The organism is Mesorhizobium sp. DCY119 (assembly GCF_003590645.1).
Lineage (GTDB): Bacteria > Pseudomonadota > Alphaproteobacteria > Rhizobiales > Rhizobiaceae > Mesorhizobium_M.
Window position 1 is genome coordinate 3,876,605 of the sequence record NZ_CP031834.1, and the last position, 22,194, is coordinate 3,898,798.

The 22,194-nt window shown below is 62.4% G+C and carries 21 protein-coding genes; 7 read left to right on the forward strand and 14 right to left on the reverse strand.

Annotated elements, in window-relative coordinates; genetic code table 11:
• Position 1 precedes the first annotated feature (1 nt).
• A complete protein-coding gene (locus DZG07_RS18825) occupies positions 2–3,148 on the reverse strand; it encodes a multidrug efflux RND transporter permease subunit (RefSeq protein ID WP_119819570.1) in 3,147 nt (1,048 codons plus the stop codon).
• Positions 3,145–4,311 (reverse strand): efflux RND transporter periplasmic adaptor subunit, encoded by a 1,167-nt coding sequence (locus DZG07_RS18830; protein ID WP_119819572.1) that lies wholly within the window; start codon positions 4,309–4,311, stop codon positions 3,145–3,147. Before DZG07_RS18830 ends, DZG07_RS18825 begins: the two co-directional genes overlap by 4 nt.
• 91 nt (positions 4,312–4,402) lie before the next feature.
• Between DZG07_RS18830 and DZG07_RS18835 the strand changes: the two genes are divergently transcribed.
• On the forward strand, positions 4,403–4,624 hold the full coding sequence (locus DZG07_RS18835; protein ID WP_091914501.1) for a cysteine rich repeat-containing protein: 222 nt from the start codon (positions 4,403–4,405) through the stop codon (positions 4,622–4,624).
• Between the two features lie 20 nt (positions 4,625–4,644).
• On the opposite strand, the gene DZG07_RS18840 is transcribed toward DZG07_RS18835, so the two are convergent.
• On the reverse strand, positions 4,645–5,493 hold the full coding sequence (locus DZG07_RS18840; RefSeq protein ID WP_091914499.1) for a MurR/RpiR family transcriptional regulator: 849 nt from the start codon (positions 5,491–5,493) through the stop codon (positions 4,645–4,647).
• Positions 5,494–5,594: 101 nt separating this feature from the next.
• Here DZG07_RS18840 and DZG07_RS18845 point away from each other — a divergent pair, with 101 nt between their 5' ends.
• From DZG07_RS18845 to DZG07_RS18860, 4 genes are read left to right on the forward strand one after another with little or no spacing between them, the layout of a single operon-like run.
• On the forward strand, positions 5,595–6,332 hold the full coding sequence (locus tag DZG07_RS18845; RefSeq protein WP_091914497.1) for a 5-formyltetrahydrofolate cyclo-ligase: 738 nt from the start codon (positions 5,595–5,597) through the stop codon (positions 6,330–6,332).
• Between the two features lie 35 nt (positions 6,333–6,367).
• Positions 6,368–7,339: an ABC transporter substrate-binding protein gene (locus tag DZG07_RS18850; RefSeq protein ID WP_091914495.1), complete on the forward strand. Its 972-nt coding sequence runs from the start codon at positions 6,368–6,370 to the stop codon at positions 7,337–7,339.
• Positions 7,339–8,109, forward strand: a complete 771-nt coding sequence (locus tag DZG07_RS18855; protein WP_119819574.1) for an ABC transporter ATP-binding protein — start codon at positions 7,339–7,341, stop codon at positions 8,107–8,109. Before DZG07_RS18850 ends, DZG07_RS18855 begins: the two co-directional genes overlap by 1 nt.
• Positions 8,099–9,673: an ABC transporter permease subunit gene (locus DZG07_RS18860; RefSeq protein WP_119819576.1), complete on the forward strand. Its 1,575-nt coding sequence runs from the start codon at positions 8,099–8,101 to the stop codon at positions 9,671–9,673. The genes DZG07_RS18855 and DZG07_RS18860 overlap by 11 nt, the downstream gene beginning before the upstream one ends.
• A gap of 52 nt (positions 9,674–9,725) precedes the next feature.
• On the opposite strand, the gene DZG07_RS18865 is transcribed toward DZG07_RS18860, so the two are convergent.
• The 10 genes from DZG07_RS18865 to DZG07_RS18910 all read right to left on the reverse strand — a co-directional run bounded on the left by DZG07_RS18865 (position 9,726) and on the right by DZG07_RS18910 (position 19,793).
• Positions 9,726–11,090, reverse strand: a complete 1,365-nt coding sequence (locus DZG07_RS18865; RefSeq protein WP_348626391.1) for a Xaa-Pro aminopeptidase — start codon at positions 11,088–11,090, stop codon at positions 9,726–9,728.
• Between the two features lie 77 nt (positions 11,091–11,167).
• Positions 11,168–12,226 carry an ABC transporter ATP-binding protein gene (locus DZG07_RS18870; protein ID WP_119819578.1) on the reverse strand — a complete coding sequence of 353 codons (1,059 nt, stop codon included), beginning with the start codon at positions 12,224–12,226 and terminating at the stop codon, positions 11,168–11,170.
• Entirely contained in the window at positions 12,227–13,246 is a 1,020-nt protein-coding gene (locus DZG07_RS18875) for an arginine deiminase family protein (RefSeq protein WP_119819580.1), read from the reverse strand.
• A gap of 31 nt (positions 13,247–13,277) precedes the next feature.
• Complete coding sequence (locus tag DZG07_RS18880; RefSeq protein WP_119819582.1) at positions 13,278–14,102, reverse strand: ABC transporter permease; 825 nt, start codon at positions 14,100–14,102, stop codon at positions 13,278–13,280.
• A complete protein-coding gene (locus tag DZG07_RS18885; RefSeq protein ID WP_119821876.1) occupies positions 14,099–14,938 on the reverse strand; it encodes an ABC transporter permease in 840 nt (279 codons plus the stop codon). The genes DZG07_RS18880 and DZG07_RS18885 overlap by 4 nt, the downstream gene beginning before the upstream one ends.
• A gap of 48 nt (positions 14,939–14,986) precedes the next feature.
• A complete protein-coding gene (locus tag DZG07_RS18890) occupies positions 14,987–16,006 on the reverse strand; it encodes an ABC transporter substrate-binding protein (RefSeq protein WP_245429517.1) in 1,020 nt (339 codons plus the stop codon).
• Between the two features lie 182 nt (positions 16,007–16,188).
• Positions 16,189–17,223 (reverse strand): LacI family DNA-binding transcriptional regulator, encoded by a 1,035-nt coding sequence (locus DZG07_RS18895; protein ID WP_162931658.1) that lies wholly within the window; start codon positions 17,221–17,223, stop codon positions 16,189–16,191.
• Positions 17,224–17,342: 119 nt separating this feature from the next.
• Positions 17,343–18,056 (reverse strand): GntR family transcriptional regulator, encoded by a 714-nt coding sequence (locus DZG07_RS18900; RefSeq protein WP_162931659.1) that lies wholly within the window; start codon positions 18,054–18,056, stop codon positions 17,343–17,345.
• A 66-nt stretch (positions 18,057–18,122) separates the two neighbouring features.
• Positions 18,123–19,064 carry an NAD(P)-dependent oxidoreductase gene (locus tag DZG07_RS18905; protein WP_119819594.1) on the reverse strand — a complete coding sequence of 314 codons (942 nt, stop codon included), beginning with the start codon at positions 19,062–19,064 and terminating at the stop codon, positions 18,123–18,125.
• 3 nt (positions 19,065–19,067) lie between these two features.
• Entirely contained in the window at positions 19,068–19,793 is a 726-nt protein-coding gene (locus tag DZG07_RS18910; protein WP_197716873.1) for a class II aldolase/adducin family protein, read from the reverse strand.
• Positions 19,794–20,040: 247 nt separating this feature from the next.
• Between DZG07_RS18910 and DZG07_RS18915 the strand changes: the two genes are divergently transcribed.
• A complete protein-coding gene (locus tag DZG07_RS18915) occupies positions 20,041–20,685 on the forward strand; it encodes a TetR/AcrR family transcriptional regulator (RefSeq protein WP_119819597.1) in 645 nt (214 codons plus the stop codon).
• Complete coding sequence (locus DZG07_RS18920; RefSeq protein WP_119819600.1) at positions 20,678–21,025, forward strand: DoxX family protein; 348 nt, start codon at positions 20,678–20,680, stop codon at positions 21,023–21,025. Before DZG07_RS18915 ends, DZG07_RS18920 begins: the two co-directional genes overlap by 8 nt.
• Before the next feature lie 75 nt (positions 21,026–21,100).
• On the opposite strand, the gene DZG07_RS18925 is transcribed toward DZG07_RS18920, so the two are convergent.
• Positions 21,101–22,189 (reverse strand): HlyD family secretion protein, encoded by a 1,089-nt coding sequence (locus DZG07_RS18925; protein WP_091914468.1) that lies wholly within the window; start codon positions 22,187–22,189, stop codon positions 21,101–21,103.
• Positions 22,190–22,194: the final 5 nt, after the last annotated feature.

The following is a 22,194-nucleotide window of genomic DNA, read 5'->3' on the forward strand; positions in this document are numbered from 1 at the left end:
CTCAGCTTGGCGTCACGCTGCTGACCTCCCGCTTATTCCTGCGCGCGCGCCATTCCTCGAAGCGCTGAAGGATCACGAACAGCGAGGGCACGAAGAGAATGGCAAGGCAGGTCGAGGCTATCATGCCGGAAAAGACCGTGATGCCGATCGACCTGCGGGCGCTGGCGCCGGCGCCCGTCGCCACCACCAGAGGTGCGACGCCAAGGATGAAGGCGAAGGACGTCATCAGGATGGGCCGGAAGCGGTTGCGCGCCGCCTCGATTGCCGCTTCCACGATGGGTGTTCCGGCCGCGCGCAAGTCACGAGCGACTTCGACAATCAGGATCGCATTCTTGGCCGACAAGGCAATGAGCAGGATCAAGCCGATCTGGACATAGAGATTATTGGCTATGCCGATGCCATTGAGGACCAGAACCGGACCTATCAGTGACAATGGCGCGGCGAGCAGGACTGCGATCGGCGCGAACCAGCTCTCATACTGGCCTGCAAGAACGAGATAGACGAGCAGAAGCGCCAGAGCGAACACCAGATAGATCTGGTCTGTGACGAGTTTCTCCTGGAAAGACAGCGCGGTCCACTCGAAGCCGGTGCCGCTTGGCAAAGTGTCAGCTGCAATCTCCTCCATCAGCTTTATCGCCTGGCCTGACGAGAAATCAGATGCCTGCACGCCGATGATCGACGCTGAAGGGTAAAGATTGTAGAGACTGATGAGCGAGGGACCAATGCTCGGCGTGACAGTCAGCAAGGTCCCGAGTGGGATCATGTCGCCGTTCTGGTTGCGCACCGTCAGGCTGCCGATATCCTCGGGTGACCGGCGGAACTGTGAATCGCCCTGCACGTAGATCTGGAACACGCGCCCGAATTTGTTGAACTGGCTGACATAGCTGGAACCGAGATAGCCGGCGAGCGTCTGGAAGACCGCGTCCGTGGTCAGCCCGAGATTCTGCACTTTCTCGCGGTCAATATTGACGGTGTATTGCGGAACGTTGGCGCGGAAGGTGGCCGATACGCGCTGGATACCCGACTGCGTTTCCGCCGTCTTCACCATGGCATTGGCTGAACCCTGTAGCTTGGCAAGGTCGAAGCTGCCGTCGCGAAGCTCGACCTGCATGGTGAAGCCGGCGGCGTTGCCGATGCCCTGGATCGGCGGCGGCGGCAGCACCAGAACACGCCCGTCCGCCATGTCGGAAAGGCTTGCGTTGAGCGTGGCGTAGAGCGAGGCAAGATCCTCGCCCTTGCCGCGCAGGCTCCAGTCCTTGAGGATGATGTAGGCAACGCCGGCATTGGCAAGCGAGGAGTTGTTGTCGAGAGCCGAGATGCCGGCGATCGTCACGACCTGGTCGACGCCGGGGGTCGCCTTGGCGATCTTCGAAATCTGCTTCAACGTCTCCTGGGTACGACCCAGTGCTGCGCCATCGGGTAACTGCACGGAGGCGAGCAGATAGCCCTGGTCTTCGATCGGTATGAAGCCCGTTGCGACCCGCGACATGCCATAGCCGGCCGCGCCGATGATGAGGAGCGCGATCACGCCCATTATGGCGCTGTGCCGCACCATGGCGCCGATCAATCGGGCGTAGCCATTCTCCATGCACTGGTAGATGGCGTTGAAGCCACGATAAAAGAAGTTGCGCTGGTCCGGTGGCACTGGAGGCCTGAGCCAGAGTGCGCACTGGGTCGGCTTCAGCGTCGCCGCATTGATGGCGCTTATCAGAGCAGTCGCCGCAATCACCAGCGCGAACTGCGCGTAGATTTCGCCTGTGAGCCCTTGCAGGAATGACGCCGGCAGGAACACCGCCATCAAAACGAGCGTGATGCCGATGATCGGCCCGAATAGCGTTTTCATGGCCGCAATCGCCGCGTCATGGCTCGACATGCCGCGCTCCAAATTGTGGCTGGCACCCTCAACCACGACGATGGCATCGTCGACGACGATGCCTATTGCGAGCACGATGGCGAAGAGCGTCGAAAGATTGACGGAGAAGCCGAGCGCTGCCATCGCCGCGAACGCGCCGATGATCGTCACCGGCACGGTCGTTGCCGGCACCAGCATCGCCCGCCAATCCTGCAGGAAAACGAGGATGACGATGAGCACCAGCACGGCCGCTTCGATCAGCGTCTTGTAGACCTCGTGAATCGCCTGGCTGACGAAGATCGTGGTGTTGAAGGGGATCGAATACGCCATGCCCTGGGGAAACTCGCCCGCCAGTTCCTTCATCCTGGCCTCGACCCTTCCGGCAACGTCGAGCGCATTGGCGCCCGGTGACAGGAAAATGGCCATGCCCGCCGCCGGCTGGTCATCGACCGTGAAGAACTGGCCGTAAGTCTGGGCGCCGAGCTCGACACGGCCGACGTCGCGCACGCGTGTCAGGTCGCCGGCAGTGCCGGTCTTGACGACCACAGCACCGAACTGTTCCGGATCGTCGAGCCGGCTCTGCACTTCGATCGTGTACTGGAAGGACTGGTTGTCGGGCGCGGGCGGCGCACCAACCTGGCCCGCGGTGACCTGCTCGCTTTGCTGCCCCAGCGCCTGGATCACGTCCTGAGCGGTCAGGCCGCGCGCCCTCATCTTCTCGGGATCGAGCCAGACGCGCATGGAATACTGCCCAGCGCCGAACACGTTGATGTTGCCGACACCGGGCAACCGGGCAAGCTCGTCCTTCAGGCGTATGGTTGCGTAATTGCTGAGAAAGAGGCTGTCATATTTGCCCTCCGGCGAAGTCAGCGTCACGATCTCGAGGATCGCGGTCGATTTCTTCTGCACGACAACGCCCTGCACCTGCACGGCCTGTGGCAGACTGGCCAGGGCGGCAGACACGCGGTTCTGCACCAGCACCTGCGCCTGATCGAGATCCGTGCCGATGGCGAAGGTGACTGTAAGATTGTAGCTGCCATCCGAGGCGGCAAAGGACTGCATGTAGATCATGCCTTCGACGCCGTTGACCTGCTGCTCGATCGGCAGCGCCACCGTGTCGATGACGGTGCGGGCGCTCGCGCCCGGATAGCGGGTGGTCACCGAAACGGTCGGCGGCACCACGTTCGGATATTGCGCGACCGGCAAGGCAAAGAGCGAGACGATGCCGACGACGAGCGTGAGGATGGCAATGACGTTTGCCAGGACGGGCCGCTCGATGAAGAACTTGGAGATCATTGGACTGGGCCATCCGTCGCGGCTGCCTCGAGCGTCTTCGTCTGCGGTTCGATCTTCTGCCCGGGAATAGCCGTCAGCAGGCCGGAGACGACGACGCGGTCATCCGCCGTGACGCCGGAGGTAACCACGCGGAGATTTCCCACGAGCTGGCCGATCCCGACCGTGTGCTGCTCGACGACATCGTCCTTCCCGGCCACCAGCACATAGCGGCCACCCTGGTCGCTGCCGATCGCCCGATCCGGAACGAGCAGCATGTCGGGCTCTTCGCCGAGCGGCACCCTTACGCGGACGAAATAGCCCGGCAGGATGGGGCGGCCCTGATTGGGTAGCACCGCGCGCACGGCAAGCGTGCCCGTGGATGCCGTCAACTCGGGCGCGGCGTAATCCAGCGTTCCCTTGTGAGGATAGTCCGTCTCGTCCTGCAAGCCGATTTCTACCGGCACTTTCTTGAGATCCTGCGCGGACATTCCGCGCTTTGCCATGCCGGCGCGGATGCGCAATACATCCTGCTCGCCGATGGTAAAGTCTACATAGATCGGATCGAGCTGAACGATTGTCGCGAGCGTCGTCGTGCTGCCTGCGCCGACAAGCTGGCCGATCGACACCTGGCGAGCGGTGACGATGCCGTCGAACGGCGCTTTCACCTCGGTGTAGCTGAGATTGAGCTGGGCTTGCTTGACGTCTACGGCTGACTGCTGCTGCTTAGCGACGTCGACGGCGGCGGCGGCGGATGCCTCGTCGAGGGTAGACGCCGAAATCACCTTTTGGGCGAGCAACTCCTGCTGCCGTTTGAGCTCCGCGCCGGATTGCTTGGCTGAAGCATCTGCCGAACCTTGCCCGGCCTGGGCCTGTTCGAGGGCCAATTGGTAGGGCTGAGGCTCGATCAGGAACAGGCGGCTGCCTGACTTGACCTCGTCCCCGTCCTTGTAGTCGATCTCCTGGACAAAGCCCGACACGCGCGCCACCAGCGTTGTCGTATTGATCGCCGCAGTGTTGCCGGTGGCGTAGAGATATGGCGTGACGGTCTGTTTCAGCGGCAGCGCGACTTCCACCTTGGGTGGCGGTGGCGGCACATAGGCATTTTCCTCACGGCATGCAGCCAGCAGGACCGCAACGGCGAGCAACCCCGCGGCATGCCGGGCTTTACCCGACGCCAAAAGCATTCGACCCCTCCAAATACTTCCAACTATAGTTTGAATTGTGTTATTGTGGAAGTTAGCCGTTTATTACTACTTATATTCAGGGGAGTCTATCATGCGAAAGATGCTAAGCTTATTCTTCCTTGCAGCCCTGTCATTGCCGCATGCCGCGCTGGCGCAAACGGCAGCCGAGCGCACTGCCTGCCAGGCCGATTTCGAGAAATTTTGCCCAAGCGTGCAGCCCGGCGGCGGCCGCATCATCGAGTGCCTAGCCGAGCATCTGAACGACCTGACGCCGCAGTGCCAAACCGTGGTCAAGGCGCATATGCCCAAATAGGGCTTCCTCTGCGGAGACCTTCATTCCAGATCGCCCAGCTCCTCATGGATGCCGGCGATGATATCGGTGCGCTGTGTGGCCGAGCGGCCGGCATGCGCGGCATAGGTCAAGGCCAGGAGCCGGATCGCGCTGACGATCGTCGTATGCGAGGGTCCGAGACCAAAGCTGGAGACATGGCAAGGCAACACGACCTTCGAATAACGCTGAGCCTGCGCGGCATAAATGCGGTCTGTGATCGTGACGACGCTCATCGGGGTTGCTTGCGCATAACTCAGCATCGAGGCAAGCAGCTTCGGCGCCGGCGGCAGCGTGATCAAAAGCAGTGCATCCCGAGGCCCGGTCATGGCGAGGTCTTCCGCCCAAGATCCCTGATTGACCCCGAGAATCATGACGCTGTGGCGCAGCCGGGCGAACATCAGCCTTGCATAGCGTGCCAGCCCCTCCTCCATGCCTAGCCCGAGAACCCAGAGCCGCGGCGCCTCGTGGATATGCTCGGCGGCTTCTCTTACGCGGTCGGAGCGCAATTCCTCGAAGGTCTTGGTGAGGTTCTTAAGTTCCAGTTCCAGATGCGTGCCGACGGTCTTGCCGAGCGCGATCTGCTCGGATCCGCCGACCGAATAGCCGTAAGGCTCGGTGCGGTTGCGCTCGTCGCGCGCTTGCAGCCTGACCTCGTTGAAGTCGGCATAGCCAAGATGCTGGAAGAACCGTGCGGCCGTCGCCTTCGACACCCCGGCCATTTCAGCAATCTCGGTCGCCGAATGCGTGAGGATGTCGTCTTCCCGGTTGAGTAGAAGCTGCGCCAGTTTCTGTTCGCCGGCGGTCAGCCGCGCATAGTGTTCCTGGATGCGTAATACGAGACGTGATGCCATGTACGAGTTCGATCCTCCGGTCGAAAAAACTTTTAACACACGTCTTGCGCTTATGAAACTGCTGTTTCATTATTGTGAAACGATGAAACAGGCAGGATGAAATGTCGACTTCCAAGATTGTTCGCGAGCGAATCTGGTCAAAGCTCAGACAGGTAGCAAGGCCGGATACGCGTTTTCACCTCAACTTCGCCGAAGTCATACCGGACTTTGAGAATTCGGAAGCCGCGACGGCGAAAATCCTGGAGCTGCCTCAATTCAAGGCATCAAAATTCGCCTTCATCACACCCGATAATTGCCTTGTCGATCTTCGCCGCGCGATGCTGGAGCGCGGCATGCCCTTCGTCATGTCGACCTACGGTATTTTTCGCGGCTTCCTCTATGTCGAGCCCGGCAGCGTGCCGAAAGGGGCGGAGCTCTATGCCGCCTGGCTGGATGGCATGGAGCATTTCGGCCGCCCGATCACGCTGGAAGAGATCACTCGCATGGGCCGTTTCGACTTCATGGTGACCGGCGCATCGGCCGTGTCGATCGATGGCGTGCGGTTCGGCAAGGGCCATGGCTATTTTGACCTCGAATGGGGCATGTTCACCGACCTTGGCCTTGCCGACGACAACACGCCGGTCATCGCCAGCGTCCATGACGTACAGGTCGTCGAAGACAGGCTTCATCCCAGCGAAACCGACATACTGGTCGACTCCATCGCCACGCCGACGAGACTGCTCACCGTCGAGCGCCGCGGCCGCCGCCCCCGTGGCGTGAAATGGCCGCTTTTGACCAAGGAGCAGATCGACCAGACGCCACCCTTGCTCGAATTGCAGCGCATGCGCGGGCTGGCCTGACCTCCCTCCTCTCACCGCAACCGAAGGAATTTCAGATGAAAATCGCCCTGGATAGACGTCGCTTCCTCACATTGATGGCGGCCGGCGCCACGCTGCCCGTCATGGGTCGTGCGGCCCGCGCCGCCGATACTCTGACCATGCAGGCCGCGTGGATCAACGATGCCGAGTTCGCCGGCTACTTCACCGCCATCGACAAGGGATATTACACCGAGGAAGGTCTCGACCTGACCTATCTGCCCGGCGGTCCCGACGTCATTCCCGAAAGTTCCATCATTGCCGCCAAGGCTGATCTGGCGCTGACATCGCCCGACACCACCATCAAGGCGATCTCCGAACAGGCCGCGCCGTTCAAGATCATCGGCACACAATACCAGAAGAACCCGCTCGGCATCGTTTCGCTGGTCTCCAATCCGATCAGGACACCGAAGGATCTTGTCGGCAAGACGCTGGCGGTACCACCGGTCAATGTCATTTCGGTAGAAGCGATGCTGAAGATTTCCGGCGTCGATCGGGCGTCGGTCAACATCGTGCCCTATGCCTATGACCCGACGCCACTGATAAAGGGCGAGATCGATGCGTCGCTCGATTTCACCACCAACGTGCCCTACACCGTGTCGCAGTCCGGCAAGGAAGCGACCTCCTTCCTGCTCTATGATTTCGGCTACACCATCTACAACGACACGGTCGTCGTGACTGACGAGACCTTGAAATCGAAGCGCAAGGAACTCGTGGCCTGGCTGCGGGCCTCGCGCCGTGGCTGGGAGGAGAACCTGAAGGACCCCAAGGCCTATCCGCCGACTTTCGCTGAAACCCATTTCAAGGGAACCGGCCGCACCATCGACAACGAAATCTACTTCAACACGGCGCAGAAGCCACTGATCGAAGCGGCTGGCGGCATATTCTCGATGAGCGACGAATCGATCGAAGCCAACATCAAGGCCTTCGCCGAAATCGGCATAAAGGCCACGCGCGAAATGTTCGACACCTCCCTGCTCGCGGAGATCTGATGGCTTCGGCATCCGGAATAAGGATCGATCGCGTCTCGAAGATCTTCGCCACGCGCGGCGGCACCTTCGAAGCGCTGAAGGACATCTCGCTCGACTGCGCGCCGGGCTCCTTCACCGCGCTGATCGGTCCCTCCGGATGCGGAAAGTCCACCATATTGCGGCTCTTGCTCGGGCTCGACGAGCCGACATCCGGCACTGTCGAGATCGGGGGCGCGTCGCCGCATGAAGCGACGCGCAACGGCGAAACCGGCGTCGCCTTCCAGGATGCGGCGCTGTTGCCGTGGCGGACGGTCGAGAAAAACGTATCCCTTCCGCTCGAAGTGCTCGGCCTTCCGCTCAAGGAATATAGCCAGCGCATCACCGAATTGATCGGACTTGTCGGCCTCGACGGCTTCGAACAGGCGCTTCCGGCCGAACTCTCGGGCGGCATGCGTCAGCGCGTGGCCATCGCCCGCGCGCTGGTGACGCGCCCGCGCGTGCTTTTCCTCGACGAACCGTTCGGCGCGCTCGACCAAATCCTGCGGCGGCAGATGAACCTCGAACTGCAACGCATCTGGGCCGAAACGCGGGCCACCACGCTGCTTGTCACGCATGGCATCGACGAGGCCGTGTTTCTGGCCGACCGCGTCGTGGTGATGCAGGCAAGGCCTGGTCGTATCAGCAAGATCATCGAGGTCGACCTGCCACGGCCGCGCAACCGCGACATGTTCGTCTCGGCCGCGTTCCACCGGCTCAGCGACGAAATTTACGAGGCGCTCGATGGCCGCTAGGCGAGTTCCCGCCTGGTTTCCGGCGATCCGCAACCTCATCGTCCTTCTTGCGGCTTGGGAGCTTGCCGGCCGTCTCCATTGGATAGCCGACGGCGCCTTGCCGGCACCCAGTGCTATTCTGATGCGCATGTGGCGCGATCGTGCGGAATATCCCGATCACGTCCTGGCGACATTGCATGCGTCGGCTCTCGGATTCCTGATCGGCAATGCCATAGCCATTGCGGCAGGCGCGGTGTTCGCGATCTTTCCCACGGCCGGCCGCATCGCCAAGGGCATCAACATCGCGGTCTTCGCCATCCCACCCATCGCCCTATCACCGATCCTGGTGCTGACGCTTTCGGGAATGGAGCCGCGTGTCGCTCTGGCCGCGATCGGCTGCTACTTCACCACCATGACCGCGACGGTGATCGGCCTGACCCAGTCCGACAACCGTGCCGCCGATGTCGTTCGCGCCTATGGCGGCAATCAATGGGCAGTGCTGCGGCTGGTGCAGTGGCGAAGCGCCTTGCCGACCATACTGAGCGGCCTGCGGGTGGCCGCGCCAAATGCGGTGCTCGGCGCGATCCTCGCCGAGTTCGGTGGCGGCGGCCGTTTCGGTCTCGGCGTCTATCTGCTCGGCTCGATCGGCCGCGGCGAACCGGACCGCCTGTGGGGCATCGGCCTGATGGCGACTGCCATCGCAGGCCTAGCCTACTGGATATTCGCGCTGATCGGCCGGCGCCTCACCAACGCATCTGAAGCCGTCACCATTTCGCCAGGCGTGGGATCGCGCCGCACCGCCGGTGAATCCGCGCCTCGCAAGCTCGCCATCGCGCTGGCATCGCTGCTCGTTCCCTTCGCCCTGTGGTGGGCTTTGCTGATCCTGCTCGGCGTGCCGGGCATGATCGCCAAGACGCCTCTCGGCCTCTTCGACTATCTGTTTATCTCCCCCGGCGCATCCATCGCCCAGGCCAAGTTGTGGAGCGCGGTCTGGCAAACCTTGCCAATGACCGTTGCAGGCATGGCCGCGGGCCTCGCTTTCGCCTTCCTTCTCGCGCTCTCGGCCCAGATCTATCCCGGTCTCGTGCGCGCCTTTCTGCCGGTGGCACTTATCAGCCAGTCCATGCCGCTGGTGGCGCTGACGCCACTCCTGGTCCTGATCTTCGGCCGGGGCGTCTCGCTCATCCTGTGGGTTACCGTCTCGGTTACATTCTTCCCCGCTTTCGTCACCATGGCGCAGGGGCTGCTGCAAGTCCCCCAGGCCGCCCTTGATCTGCCACGCGCTTACGGTGCGTCGCGGCTCGCACAATTGCGCTGGGTCTCCATTCCCGCCTCGTTGCCTTATCTTTTCGCGGCGGCGCGGCTCACCGCGCCACGGGCGCTGCTGGGCGTCATGATCGCAGAATGGCTGGCGACCGGCACCGGATTGGGCAACCTCATCAACCAGTCGCGCGGCTACCTCGACTATGGAATGGTCTGGGCTGTCGCCTTGGTCTCGGTGTTGCTGTCGGTCGTTTTCTACCAGGCAGTTGCGGCCATCGAGCGCACGGTGCTGAGGCGACGCGGAATGACGACTGTCGAATAAGCGAGGTTTGCCGGGCCGCTATATCGTATCCGACAGTCTGATATCCTCCGCCTCAATCGGAGCCCAGCAGCTTGCCGCTGGCAAGCCAGAAAGGCGGCAGGCAGAGTGGGATTGCCGACAGCAGCAGGATATCCTCCTTCACCGTGATGCCGATCCGCTCGGCGACAAACCGGCGGCGCGCCTCAAACCGCTGCGACAGCGCCGGGTGACGCTCCGCGATCTCAGCGCGCAGGCCGGCATCGGCGAACGTCACCGCATCCTCGCAATTGAGCGTCCATCCATCAGGCATCGGCACCGGTATGATGTCGACCTGGAACGGCATGCCGGAAACGATGCGCTCGGTCGAGCCAGGACGGATCGGCGAGTTCATCCACTCGTCGAGGCCGACGAGATGGCCGGGATTGAGGGCTGGGCGCAGCTTGCCGTGCGCCAGGGTCGAAACCACTGCCTCGTGGATCGCACCGCCCTCGGCGCCAATGCCAGCCGCCTCGTACCAGGCGATCAGTCCGCGGAAATAGGCCTTGGCCACGTCGAGAAATGTGTCGTCATGCTCGGCGATCAGGCCGCCACGGGCCGTCAACCCGCCCCAGTAGCCGACCGCCGTGGTAGCGCCATCACCACGCTTGGGCACGCGAGCCGTAGGGCTGCGCAGGCCGATCACCTGACCGGACGCGTCATTAGTCGCCAACATCGGATGGCAGTTCATCGGCTCACCGGCATAACCCATGCGCGAGGCCGCCATCAGTTCGGTATCGCCGAGCGTGAAGCCGCTGAGGATACGCCACACGGCCACTGAAGACCGGGCCGCACCCCATTCGGCCTCGGCGATCTGATCGGCATCGACGACGGCGCGCAACCCGTCTGTCTGGTGCATGAGTACCGGCGTCGCATCGACAATGGACGACGCGGACACGATCGAAGCGATCGCATCGACGATAAAAGCCGGCACGAGGAAGGTCGGACGCCCCGCGGACCACTCTTCCTTCTCGAGATACTTCCAGCCCACCAGGCCGACACTGTCACCTGAGGCGATACCGGCCTCGCGCAACACGGCCACGAGGTCCGGCTTTTGCGTTCGGTCCTGCGCCATCAGGCTGAGCGACTGCGCCAGCAGGGTGACGACGCCCGGCAGTCCGGCGATCGGTGTGTAGCCGAGATTCTCGTTGCCGGTGACGATAATGCGCTGGCCCGACCTGCCGAGCAGCAGGACCGCCTCCTCGAAACGCGGTTCGAAGCCCGTCAGGAAGGCAATGTTGGCGGCATGCTCGCGGTCGGCATAGACGGCGAGCCAGTCCGTTCCGGCGCGATCGAGCGCCTTGGCGCAGCGTGCCTCATAGGTCGCGGCAGGAATGGCGGGGCGCTCGACGGGAAGTCCGAAGTCGGGGATGTCGATGGTGCGAAGGCTGATATTCATCATGTCTCTCAATCTGTCAGGGAGTGTATATTTCGGCCGAAGCCGACAGTCGATTGGATGCGCCGGCGACGTATGCCGTCCTATTCCTCAGCAAGAAAGCCGATGCTCGAGGGCAGCACGCTGCAGGTGACCTTGCCACCGGCAGTGATATCGCGGGCCGCCGCCGAGGATGCCAGGACCAGCAGTTCCTGGCCGTCCGGGGTGGATACGGTCACGCGCTCGGAAGAGCCGACGAAGGAAACATCGGCCACAGTGACGGGAAAGGCGATGGCGCCGGGCTGCGGCTCGCCGATGGCGATGTCTTCCGGCCGCATCCAGACCGTGAGCGCGGATAGCCCATGCCGCGATGCATCATAGCCGCCGGGCATCGGCGCGTTTGCCCCGAACAGTTCGATCCCGCCGTCCACGACACGTGCCGAAACGATGTTATTGCCGCCGAGGAAGCCTGCGACGAAGCGCGAGGCAGGCGCGCGGTAGATGTCGCGCGGGGTGCCTACCTGGACGATCCCGCCATTGTGGAAGACCGCTATGCGGTCCGACATGGCGTAGGCTTCCTCTTGGTCATGGGTAACATAGACGAAGGTCACGCCGGTTTCCTGATGCAATCGCTTGAGTTCGCGCTGCATGGTGTCGCGCAGCGTGCGGTCGAGCGCCGACAGCGGTTCGTCGAGCAGCAGTATCTTCGGCCCGAAGGCCAGCGCGCGGCCGATCGCCACGCGCTGCTGCTGGCCGCCCGACAGTTCACGCGGCCTGCGCGCCGCCAGCTTGTCGAGGCCAACGAGATTCAGAACCTCCTCGACCCTGGCGGCGATCCTGGCCTTGTCCCATTTGCGGACCCGCAAGGGGAAGGCGATGTTGTCCGCCACGTTGAGGTGGGGAAACAGCGCATAGCCCTGAAAGACCAGTCCGAAATTCCTCTCCTCCGGATCGACGCGCGTGATGTCGGCGCCATCCAGCAGGATGGCGCCTTCATCAGGCTTGGTGAAGCCGGCGACCGACATCAGAAGCGTCGTCTTGCCCGACCCCGAGGGGCCGAGCAAGGTGACGAACTCCCCCGCCTCGATCGACAGGTCGATGCCGTCTAGCGCGACAGCGGAACCGTAGCTCTTGCGGAGGTTTCGGACGTCGAGAAAGGACATTCAGATCGGATCCCGGGCAAGTGGACCTGTCGAGCAGTGGATGCCGCCACCGTTCAGTTCGATGCATTCATAGTCCAGCGTCAAGATCTCGATGCCGGCAGCGTCGAGACGGTCGGCCAGGCGCGGCGTACGGGTGGCATGCATGACGACCCGGCCGGGCGCGATGGCCAGGCAGTTGAGCGAGAAGGCGTTGTCTTCGGGCGGCAGCTCGATCAGCTTCATGCCGCGCTTGTTCAGGTATTCGATGAAGACATAAGGCAGCTCGTTGATATTGATGATCGCGGTCTCGCGGTCGATCATCATGAAGCTGCCGTCGATGTGGATGCGGTATCCGGGCATCGGCACCTTGATCAGCTCGACGCCGAGGCTGTTGAGGATCATTTCGACCTGGCGGACGCCTTCGGGATTGCAGGCGACGGACACCGAGCAGACGGCCGTCTTGTCGTCGATCAGCGCAAAGCCGCCGCCCTCGAACACCGCCTCGCCATGCAGCGTGCCAAGGATCGGGCAGCCGGCCTTGGCCAGTGCCTGGGTGACCATCAACTCCTCGCCACGGCGCGCGCGGCGAGCAAGACGGGTGACGATCGCGCCGCCCTTCACGCCGATGACGCTGTCGCGGCAAAAGGTCGATTTGAGGGCGCCCGGCGCGGCCTTCTCGGTCAGGATGACGTCGACGCCCTCGGACCGCAGAAGCTTGGTGAAGGCATCGTGAGCGGCCTGCATGGCGGCGAGATCCGGCGGGGTCTTGCCCATGAAGTACCAGCCCTTCTCGGGATCGCCGAAGCCGCCGATCTCGGGCATCGGCTTGTTCTTGTCGACGACGTTGATCTCCTCGCCCGGCCGGTGCATCAGCACGGCGCGCAGCTTGCCGACATCACTGGTGCAACCCCAAGGCCGGCCCCAGACGCGGGTCTGTTCTTCCGGGTCGTGGAAAGCAGGCGTTGGGACGGAGCCAAAAGTCTGGAAGAACTTGGCCTCGCGGTATTCGTGCTCGCTCATTGCGGCGCTATGGGCAGTCATGTCTTCGATTTCCTTTCTGAAACAAACGAAGCTATTGAAAGTCGTGTCGTGACCGACGCTGGGCGATATGGTCCCAGACGGTCATGCGCAGGATGAGGCCGACGATGGTCGCCGCCAGCATGACGGTCGCGATCGCGGCCAGCGCGGGGTCGACGGCATCTGCGATGCTCGTCCAGATCTTGCGCGGCAGGGTGACGATTCCCCGGCTGGTGATGAACAGCGTCACGGTGATCTCGTCCCAGGAGACGATGAAGGCGAGGATCGCTCCGGCCACCGTGCCCGGAATAATGTTGGGCAGGATGACGCGACCGAAGATGGTTGCCGGGCGGGCGCCGAGCGAGCGAGCCGCCTGCACCAGCCTCGGATCGAGGTTCGACAGCGAAGCGCCGATCGCCAGCACTGCCAGTGGCATGGCGAGGATGACGTGGACGATGGTGACGCCAAGCCATGTGTCGAGAAGCCCCAGCTTCGACCACAGCCGCACCATGCCGACCGCATAGATGATCGGCGGCACGATCAGCGGCGAAAGCAGGATGACGCGCAGGATCGACGGCCAGCGTCCGACATAGACCCAGGCGCCGATGGCGAAGGCCGCCGAAACGGCCGTCGCGATAACGGCCGAGGCCATGGCGATGCCGAGGCTGGTGAGGATGCTCGGCATCCAGCCGGCGCGCCAGTTCGCCAGGGCGGCGAAATGGTCGAACGAAATGCCGTTGTTGGGCAGGGACAGATAGTCCCGGTCGGTCAGCGCCACGGGAATGACCACGAGCACGGGAACGAACAGGAAGGCGAGCAGCAGCCAGGCGACAAGCTTTGGCAGCTCGCGTTCGAGCAGGCGTCGGCTGCGCGGCGTCATTTGCGGCCCCCTTCAAAGGCGGCGCGCAGGGCCGGGCTGCGCATGGCGAGCGCGATCAGGATGCCGACGACGAGCAGCAGCATGGTCGAGAGCGCCGTCGCCACGCCCCAGCGCAGCGTCGAGGATATCTGCACGGAGATATATTCTGCGACCATCAGCACCCGACCGGCACCAAGGATCGCCGGCGTAACCAGGAAGCCGAGTGAGAAGATGACGATGAACAGGCCGGCGATTGCCAGGCCGGGCATGGAGAGCGGCAGCCAGACGCGGAAGAAGATGGTGACCGGGCGGGCGCCAAGCGATCTGGCTGCCTGAATGATCCTGAGGTCGATCTCCGACAGATTGGCGTAGAGCAGCATGATGGCGAAGGGCATCATGTAATGCACCATGCCGACGACGACGCCGAACTGGTTGTAGACCAGTTCGAGCGGCTGGCTGACGGCGCCGCTGCCGACGAGGGCCGAGTTGAGCACGCCGTTGCGGCGCAGGATGGTGATCCAGGCAAAGGCGCGCACCAGCACCGATATCCAGAACGGCACCATGACCATGAACAGCGCGACGCGGCGCGTGGCCGGCGGCATATGAACCAGCGCAAAGGCCACCGCATAGCTCATGACGATGGTGAGCACGGTCGTCACAGCCGAGACGAACACGGTCGTGCGCACGACGCGGCCGATCGCAGCGTTCTGGAACAGGGCCACATAATTGCCGAGGCCGAAGGTCGGCTCGGTGAAACTGAGCGCCAACACCTGAAGGATGGGCAGAACGTAGAGACACAAGGTCAAAAGCGCTGCCGGCACCGTCAGGCAGAAGGCCCAACGCTGGAATGAGGTCATGATCTTTCGAACCACCACCGGCCGTTGGCCGGTGGTGGTCTCCGATGGTTAGCGTGAGATGAAGTCGAGGAACTTGTTCTGCAGCTCGGCCTCGTTATCGGCATAGTATTGCGCCGAGATCGGCAGGCCGGTCTTGGCGTTCTCGGGAGCCAGCGAATAGACCGCCTTGTCCTCGTCGGTCATCAGTGCCAGCGCCTTCGGGTTCGAGGGGCCGTTGCCCATGAGGCGCAACAGCGTCACCTGGCTCTCCGGGTCCAACGACGAATTGATGAAGTCGAAGACCTTCTTGCCTGCGGGGTTGCCCTTCGGCACAGACCAGGCGCTGGCGAACATCAGGTTCTGGTTCCAGGTCCAGGTGTAGTCCGGGTTCTCCTTGCGCAGCAGGTTGGCGCGCGTGTGCCAGATATTGCCCATGACCACCTCTCCGTCGCGGAAGAGCTGCTGGCTCTGCGCGCCGGACTCCCAGAAGATCAGCTGCGGCAGCAGCGGCTCGAGCTTCTTGAAGGCCCGGTCGACGTCAAGCGGATACATCTCCTCCGGCTTGACACCATCGGCGAGCAGCACGGCTTCGAGCTGACCCTGAATCCACTTGCACATGGTCCGCTTGCCGGGAAACTTCTCGAGATCGAAGAAGTCGTTCCAGCTTGAAGGGGCAGTGGCGCCGACCTTCTTGGCGTCATATGCCAGCACGTTGGAGTAGGTGTAGTTGCAGATGCCGAACTCGGCCGCGAGGCCTTCGCCGACAAGAGACTTGTCTACGATGGAATAGTCGATCGGCTCGACAAAGCCGCCCTTGCCGAGCACGACGGCGTCCACCATGCCGCCATCCGTGGCATCCCAGGTGACGTTCTTGGAATCGACCATGGCGCGGATCGCACCTGTGGCCGGTCCAGCGCCGTCGATGACGACCTCCATGCCGGACTTGGCCTTGAACGGCTCACCATAGGCCTTCTGAAAGGCTTCGAGGGCAGCGCCGCCCCAGTTGCAGACGACGATTTCCGACGCCTCGGCAGAGGCCGGACCCGGTTTGAACGCGACTGCGATGCCAAGCCCGGCCATGGCGGTCATAAAGCCTCGGCGATCGATCTTCCCATTTCTAAATTTATCAAGCGCAATCAACGCTGCGTCTTGACCAAAGCGATTGTTGGACATGTGTGTTCCCCTTTCACGTCCGCGGTCTAATTTTCTTTCTCTCCCTCCCTGGCCTGCACCGGAAGCCCATCAGAGCTTCCGGAACCGGTATGCGCGATCTAACGTCCAGATGGACGGCGGTGTGGCGGCGCCACCGAACTGCGTATGACGAGTTCGACGCCGACCCGTTCAGTCGCCGTTTCGGATTTCCGGCCGGCGATGAAATCGAGCAGCATGTTGACGCCGCGCGTGCCGAACTCAGCTGCCGACTGACGCACCGTGGTCAGCGCCGGCGCGAGCAGGTCGGCATTGCGGATATCGTCGAAGCTGACGAGCGAAATGTCTTCGGGAATGCGGACACCGGCGTGCCGCGCGGCCCGCATGACGCCGGTGGCCAGCATATCACCGAAGGTGAAGATCGCGGTGGGCGGATCGTCCTGTTCCAGAAGATCGAGAAACGCGATCGAAGCAGGCGCCTCCTCATATGCGCAGAACCGTAGCAGCGCGGGATCGGCATCGAGACCGACCTCCGCGAGCGCCCGCATGAAGCCGTCGAGACGTTCTGTGGTGCTGAGAAGCCCTCGCGGCCCTCCGATAGCGGCGATACGGGTATGGCCGCGCGATATCAGATGACGTGTCGCCAGGAGCCCGCCATGGACGTTGTCGGCGAACAGGCGCGGCGCCTTCGCGCCCGGCACATCCTCGTCGAGAAGCACGACGCTTCCCGTCTCGTTGATCCGCCGCAAAAGCCGCCCATCATCATGATGGTTGGTGAGAAGCAATATGCCATCGACCTGCCGGTCTTCGATGCGCGACAGGAAGGAGACTTCCTTCTCCACCAGGTTCCGGCTGTTGAACATCAGGAGATTGTAGCCATGCCTTGCGGCCTCGGCTTCCGACGCGCTGGCGATCTCGGCAAACAGCGGATAGGCGATGTCGGCGGTGATGAGACCGAGCGTCTCGCTCTTGCCGCTGCTCAGCCTGCGGGCGATCGCGTTGGGCCGGTAGCCCAGCCGCTCCGCTGCCCGCTGGATGCGGTTCGCCGTCGCCTCCGGAAGGCTGATCTGCCCGTTGAGATGGCGTGAAACGGACGTAACGGACACGCCGGCGGCCCGGGCGACGTCGCGAATGGTGGCTTTCAATCTTCCCGACAAGCGGCCCCACTCCCGCGAGACATGTGCAGATAACCGTTCTAGTAAACCGGTTTCACAAACGGCAGAAAAAAAATCGCGCGCGCCATCCGCAACGGACCAGGAGCGAATGACGGCGGCGCTCACGAGGGCTCTCCGGCTCGGAAGAATTCCTGGTGCTCGCGGTTCAAGCTCATCTGATCCAAATCGGCATTGCGGATGTGTGCCGCCATGAGCCGTGCTGCCTCGCCCATATTGCCGGCCCGAACCTCGTCGAAAATGGCACGGTGCTCGGCGATGATCGAGCGGATATGATCCGGTTTCATGCCGATCAGGAACTGGATGCGCATCATGTCGGCCGAGACGTGCTGGCACGCCGTCCACGCCCGCGGATGCGCGAAAGCCCCAAGCAGACCTGCATGGAAGGCCATGTCGGCACGGTGCAGGGCACCCATGTCATCGCCGTGGATAAGGCGTTCTTGCGCCCGAAGCGATAGCTCGATCTCATCCAGCATGGCCGGATCGGGCCGGATGCCGCTGTTGGCAACGACTGCGCTCTCAAGCGTGGAGCGGATGAATACCGCCTCACGGACACGCGCCATGTCGATCAGAGAGACGCGGGTGCCGGTTTGGGGTGAAATCTCGATCAGACCCTCATCGAAGAGCCGCGTGAACGCCTCACGCACAGGCGTGCGGCTGATGCCGAGCGACTGGGCGACGTCTGTTTCCGAAATATTGGCACCGGGTGCGATGCGTGCGGTGATGATCGCTTCACGCAGCTCGACATAGGCCTTCGCCGAGATCGTGTTTCGACGCTCATTCTGATCGGCCAGGAGTGAGGTGCTTAGGTTCAGCATAGCTGTATGCTGGCATTCAGGGTTGTTTCGAGTCAAGCGCATTTTTTGTGCAGATGCGAGATTGGCTCAATTTTCGATCAGCCTCCTCGGCCGAACCAAACCTGGAAGCGCGCGACCTTGTTCAAGCGCCGCAGCGACGGCGGCAATGGAGGCCGCAGCGCCGTGCGGCGTCGGCAGGCCGGCACGATGAGGCGTCAGCCGGATCCGTTCGTGCCGCCAAAACCAGTGCTCGGGCGGCAGAGGCTCGACGGGAAAGACGTCCAACCACGCAGCGCCGAGCTGACCCCGATCGAGCACAGCGCGCAGCACCTCCTCGTCGAGGTGATCGCCGCGGCCGAGATTGACGACATAGGCTCCGGGCGCGAGGCGGGAAAACAGCCGGTCCGACAATATGCCCTTCGTTTCCGGCCTGGAGGGCAGGAGATTGATAACCACGTCGGCGCCGTCGACACACGCGCTGAGCCCATCATCGCCATGCAGACAAGCGATGCCGTCGATGCTGCGGGGGGTTCGCGACCAGGCAGACACCGGGAAACCGGCTGCCGAAAGCCCTTGCGCGACATGCAGACCGAGCGGACCCAGCCCAAGGACTGCCACGCGCAGTGATCCGCGTGTCCGGTTCTGCTGATCTGGCAAGCGCCAGAAGCGGGCAAGCTGGTCCGCCCTGACAACGACGTCATCTTGCAGGCGCGCGAAGACCGCGTGCATCGCATAGTCCAGCAATTGCTCGGCCTGGCCTTGATCCTGCAGGCGCGCGATCAGGACATCGGCCGGGATGCGGGGATCGTCGAGAAGTTGGTCCGTTCCCGCGCCGAAACAGAAGACGGCACGCAGCGACGGCGGCAGCGCCGTCATATTCTTCGGCAAATGCCAGGCAACCAGCAAATCGTAGTCGGCGTCCTCCGGCAGATCGGGCCATCGGATGAAGCGTGCCGACGGAAGAGCGTCGCGCAGCGCGTGCTCGAAGCGATCGCTGTAGGCAAGCGGATCGGCAATGACGATCCGCATCGGTCAATGTCCCTCGATGGGCATTCCCGCAAGCCGGCGCAGCGCCAGCCATTCCAGTTCCGCCGCACCATCCGGATCAGCCTCGTACTGCCTGGCGGTGCGCTCGCACACCTCCTTGCTCGGCAGATGGATGGGCCGCCCGCAACCGAGCGCCGCAAGCTGGATGCGACAGGCCTGCTCAAGGTTGTACATCAGGGAAAAAGCCTCTCCGACGGATCGCCCGACGGTCAAAAGCCCATGGTTCCTCAGGATCATGGCACGATTGGTGCCAAGATCGGCAACCAGGCGTTCCTGCTCGCCGGGATCGAGTGCGATGCCCTCGAACTCATGATAGCCGACCTGCCCGTAGAACAGCAGCGACGTCTGGTTGAGCGGCAAAAGCCCCTCCTCAAGGCAACTGACTGCCACACCGGCGGCGGTATGGGTATGCATGACGCAGACCGCGTCCGGGCGTGCGGTATGGACCGCTGTGTGAATGACGATGCCCGCCGTGTTGATCGGCACCTGCTGGCCACGCATCTGCTGGCCATGATGATCGATCACCGCCAGCGATTCCGGCGTCACCTCTCGAAAAAGATCGCCGTAGCGGTTGATCAGCAGGAGTTCCGGCTCTTCGGGCAGACGCGCGGATATGTGCGTGTGGATGATGTCGTCCATCCCGAACCGGGCGATCAGCCGATACGCCGCCGCCAGATCTTCGCGCATAGCCATTTCAGCAGTCGACATCATACCGGATCTTTCCTTCCTCTTTGATCATTTCGGATACTTGAATTCCTGTATACAGTCAACGAGCTGGATAGGAGGTGCCCGTCAGAATTGGCATGAAGTGCAAATGCATCAGCCCGAAGAGGCCGGTGCAGATTGGACCCGGTGAAACGGCATCCCAATCAGCAATTCTTACCTTCAATTGACAGAAATGGTACGGTACGATACCAGACCACCTCATTTGAAAACGAGGCCAAGGTAGTCGATTGCAATGGAAGCCAACCGAACAGAACGGGGTGCGGCGCGGCGGCGCGCGCTCATCGAAGCCGCATCGGAAATGTTTCTGGATCAGGGGTATGAGAGCGTGTCGCTCGATACTCTGATCGCGCGTGTCGGCGGTTCGCGACGCAATATCTATGGGCCGTTTGGCGGCAAGGAAGGCTTGTTCATCGAGGTCGTTACGCAGCTCTGCGCCGACCTGTCTCGCCCGCTCGAAGAACTCGACATCGATGCCGAGCATGACGTGAGCAGCGCGCTTACCCTATTTGGCTGCCGTGTCCTGTCGATCGTGCTTCAGCCACGAACGCTCGCCTTGCAACGCCTGATGATTGGCGAGGGACTTCGGTTCCCTGAACTTGCCCAGGCGATCTGGCATGCCGGACATGACAACGCGGTGCGCAGGCTGTCCGTCTGGATCGGACGCAAACAGGTCGCCGATCAACTTCGAGGCGACATCTCGCCCTCGGATCTGGCGGCGCAGTTTGTGAACCTGCTGGTGACCGGGCCGCAATTGCGCGCACTCGTCGGCATCGCATCAAAGCCGTTGGATGATCTGGAAATAACCCGCCTGACCAAAATAGCCGTCAAGGCATTTCTGGAAGGCGCTCTCGTAAAGGACACGAAACGCAATGCGTAAACTTCCCTGGGCAACGATTCTTGGCTGGGCGCTGGCCGCATTCTTCTTATTCGGCGGCGTCAGCAACATCCTCGCGCCGGGATCGATCCTCGAAGATTATCGGCGCTGGGGCTATCCTGAGTGGTTCCACTATGTGACCGGCCTTCTGGAACTGACAGCGGCGGCACTTCTCATTCCACGCAAAACCCGCTTGCTTGGGGCTGGCCTCGCGGCTGCCGTGATGATTGCCGCTGCCGGTACGGTTGTTCTGCATGGAGAATACTCGCATGCGGTCGCGCCGATCACCGTGTTGCTGGTTGCGATCGTCACAGGAATGATCGCATTGCGCACGCGATCATGAAGACGGCGTGATGGCTTTGAAACGGAATATGGGAGGCGGTATTGTGGACTCGCCTCTCACAGCCGCCGTTACTCGTCAGGACGCAAACCGTGGCCACAGTTCCGTTGCTTCAACGTTGGTCACCGCGCTCATCTTCGTGTCAACGCTGACAACCACTGACATGCCGGGGGCAAGGTGTTCGGCCAGAGGTTGACCGGGGTCTATGGCGATGCGGATCGGCAGCCGCTGCGAGACCTTGGTGAAGTTTCCCGTTGCATTGTCGGGGCGCAAGACGCTGAACTCTGATCCAGTCGCCGGCGAGAAACGCTCAATGCGGCCAGTAAGGCTTGCACGCTGCAGGGCGTCGATCTTCATCGTGACGGGCTGCCCAATTTTCATGCCTGCAAGCTGCGTTTCCTTGAAGTTCGCAACAATCCACATGCGCTGCGGCACGACGGCCACCAGTTGCGTGCCGGCCGACACATATTGGCCAAGCCTCGCGCCAACTTCTCCGAGCCGGCCGTCCTCCGGCGCGACGATACGCGTGTTCTGAAGATCGATCTCCGCGAGATGGACCGCGGCTTCGGCACCCTGGACGGCAGCTTCCAGTGATTGACGGCTAACAATGGTCGCCTGAAGATCCTGCCTAGAAACTTCGAGACCAGCCTGTGCCTGATGGTAGGTTGCGCGAGCCTGTTCCATGGTCGACCGGGTTGTGTCGGCACTACTCTCTGTCACGACCCCGCGCTTCAACAGCGGTTCAATGCGCCGCCAACTCGCTTCTGCATTGTCGAGCGTAACACGTGCACCTTCCACCTCGGCTTCACTTGCCCTGATCCGGGCCTCCGCCGACAGCCGCTGCTGCGCCGAGTTGGCGAGGCCGGCCTGTTGCGACGCCAGTGTCGCCCTGGCCTGCTCAAGTTTCTGAGCAAAGATGCGGTCATCGAGACGAACAAGAAGCTGCCCGGATTTCACGGATTGATAGTCCTGCACCGCCACCTCCGAGACATAGCCGGCAAGCTGGGGGGCAATAATTGTTACCTGGCCGCGAACATAGGCGTTCTCAGTGGTCTGGATACTGGAGGTAAAGGGCGGCAGCCGCCAAGCGTACAAAAACAGCGCGAGACCAGCGACGCCAATGACGATCGCAATAATGGTGGCGGTGGAGCGGAGGAACTTGAACATGATGT

Bases quoted from the DNA above. Each gene is read 5' to 3' on its own strand.
- DZG07_RS18825 (WP_119819570.1), bottom strand. From the start codon at position 3,148: ATGATCTCCAAGTTCTTCATCGAGCGGCCCGTCCTGGCAAACGTCATT.
- DZG07_RS18830 (WP_119819572.1), bottom strand. From the start codon at position 4,311: ATGCTTTTGGCGTCGGGTAAAGCCCGGCATGCCGCGGGGTTGCTCGCC.
- DZG07_RS18835 (WP_091914501.1), top strand. From the start codon at position 4,403: ATGCGAAAGATGCTAAGCTTATTCTTCCTTGCAGCCCTGTCATTGCCG.
- DZG07_RS18840 (WP_091914499.1), bottom strand. From the start codon at position 5,493: ATGGCATCACGTCTCGTATTACGCATCCAGGAACACTATGCGCGGCTG.
- DZG07_RS18845 (WP_091914497.1), top strand. From the start codon at position 5,595: ATGTCGACTTCCAAGATTGTTCGCGAGCGAATCTGGTCAAAGCTCAGA.
- DZG07_RS18850 (WP_091914495.1), top strand. From the start codon at position 6,368: ATGAAAATCGCCCTGGATAGACGTCGCTTCCTCACATTGATGGCGGCC.
- DZG07_RS18855 (WP_119819574.1), top strand. From the start codon at position 7,339: ATGGCTTCGGCATCCGGAATAAGGATCGATCGCGTCTCGAAGATCTTC.
- DZG07_RS18860 (WP_119819576.1), top strand. From the start codon at position 8,099: ATGGCCGCTAGGCGAGTTCCCGCCTGGTTTCCGGCGATCCGCAACCTC.
- DZG07_RS18865 (WP_348626391.1), bottom strand. From the start codon at position 11,090: ATGATGAATATCAGCCTTCGCACCATCGACATCCCCGACTTCGGACTT.
- DZG07_RS18870 (WP_119819578.1), bottom strand. From the start codon at position 12,226: ATGTCCTTTCTCGACGTCCGAAACCTCCGCAAGAGCTACGGTTCCGCT.
- DZG07_RS18875 (WP_119819580.1), bottom strand. From the start codon at position 13,246: ATGACTGCCCATAGCGCCGCAATGAGCGAGCACGAATACCGCGAGGCC.
- DZG07_RS18880 (WP_119819582.1), bottom strand. From the start codon at position 14,102: ATGACGCCGCGCAGCCGACGCCTGCTCGAACGCGAGCTGCCAAAGCTT.
- DZG07_RS18885 (WP_119821876.1), bottom strand. From the start codon at position 14,938: ATGACCTCATTCCAGCGTTGGGCCTTCTGCCTGACGGTGCCGGCAGCG.
- DZG07_RS18890 (WP_245429517.1), bottom strand. From the start codon at position 16,006: ATGACCGCCATGGCCGGGCTTGGCATCGCAGTCGCGTTCAAACCGGGT.
- DZG07_RS18900 (WP_162931659.1), bottom strand. From the start codon at position 18,056: ATGCTGAACCTAAGCACCTCACTCCTGGCCGATCAGAATGAGCGTCGA.
- DZG07_RS18905 (WP_119819594.1), bottom strand. From the start codon at position 19,064: ATGCGGATCGTCATTGCCGATCCGCTTGCCTACAGCGATCGCTTCGAG.
- DZG07_RS18910 (WP_197716873.1), bottom strand. From the start codon at position 19,793: ATGATGTCGACTGCTGAAATGGCTATGCGCGAAGATCTGGCGGCGGCG.
- DZG07_RS18915 (WP_119819597.1), top strand. From the start codon at position 20,041: ATGGAAGCCAACCGAACAGAACGGGGTGCGGCGCGGCGGCGCGCGCTC.
- DZG07_RS18920 (WP_119819600.1), top strand. From the start codon at position 20,678: ATGCGTAAACTTCCCTGGGCAACGATTCTTGGCTGGGCGCTGGCCGCA.
- DZG07_RS18925 (WP_091914468.1), bottom strand. From the start codon at position 22,189: ATGTTCAAGTTCCTCCGCTCCACCGCCACCATTATTGCGATCGTCATT.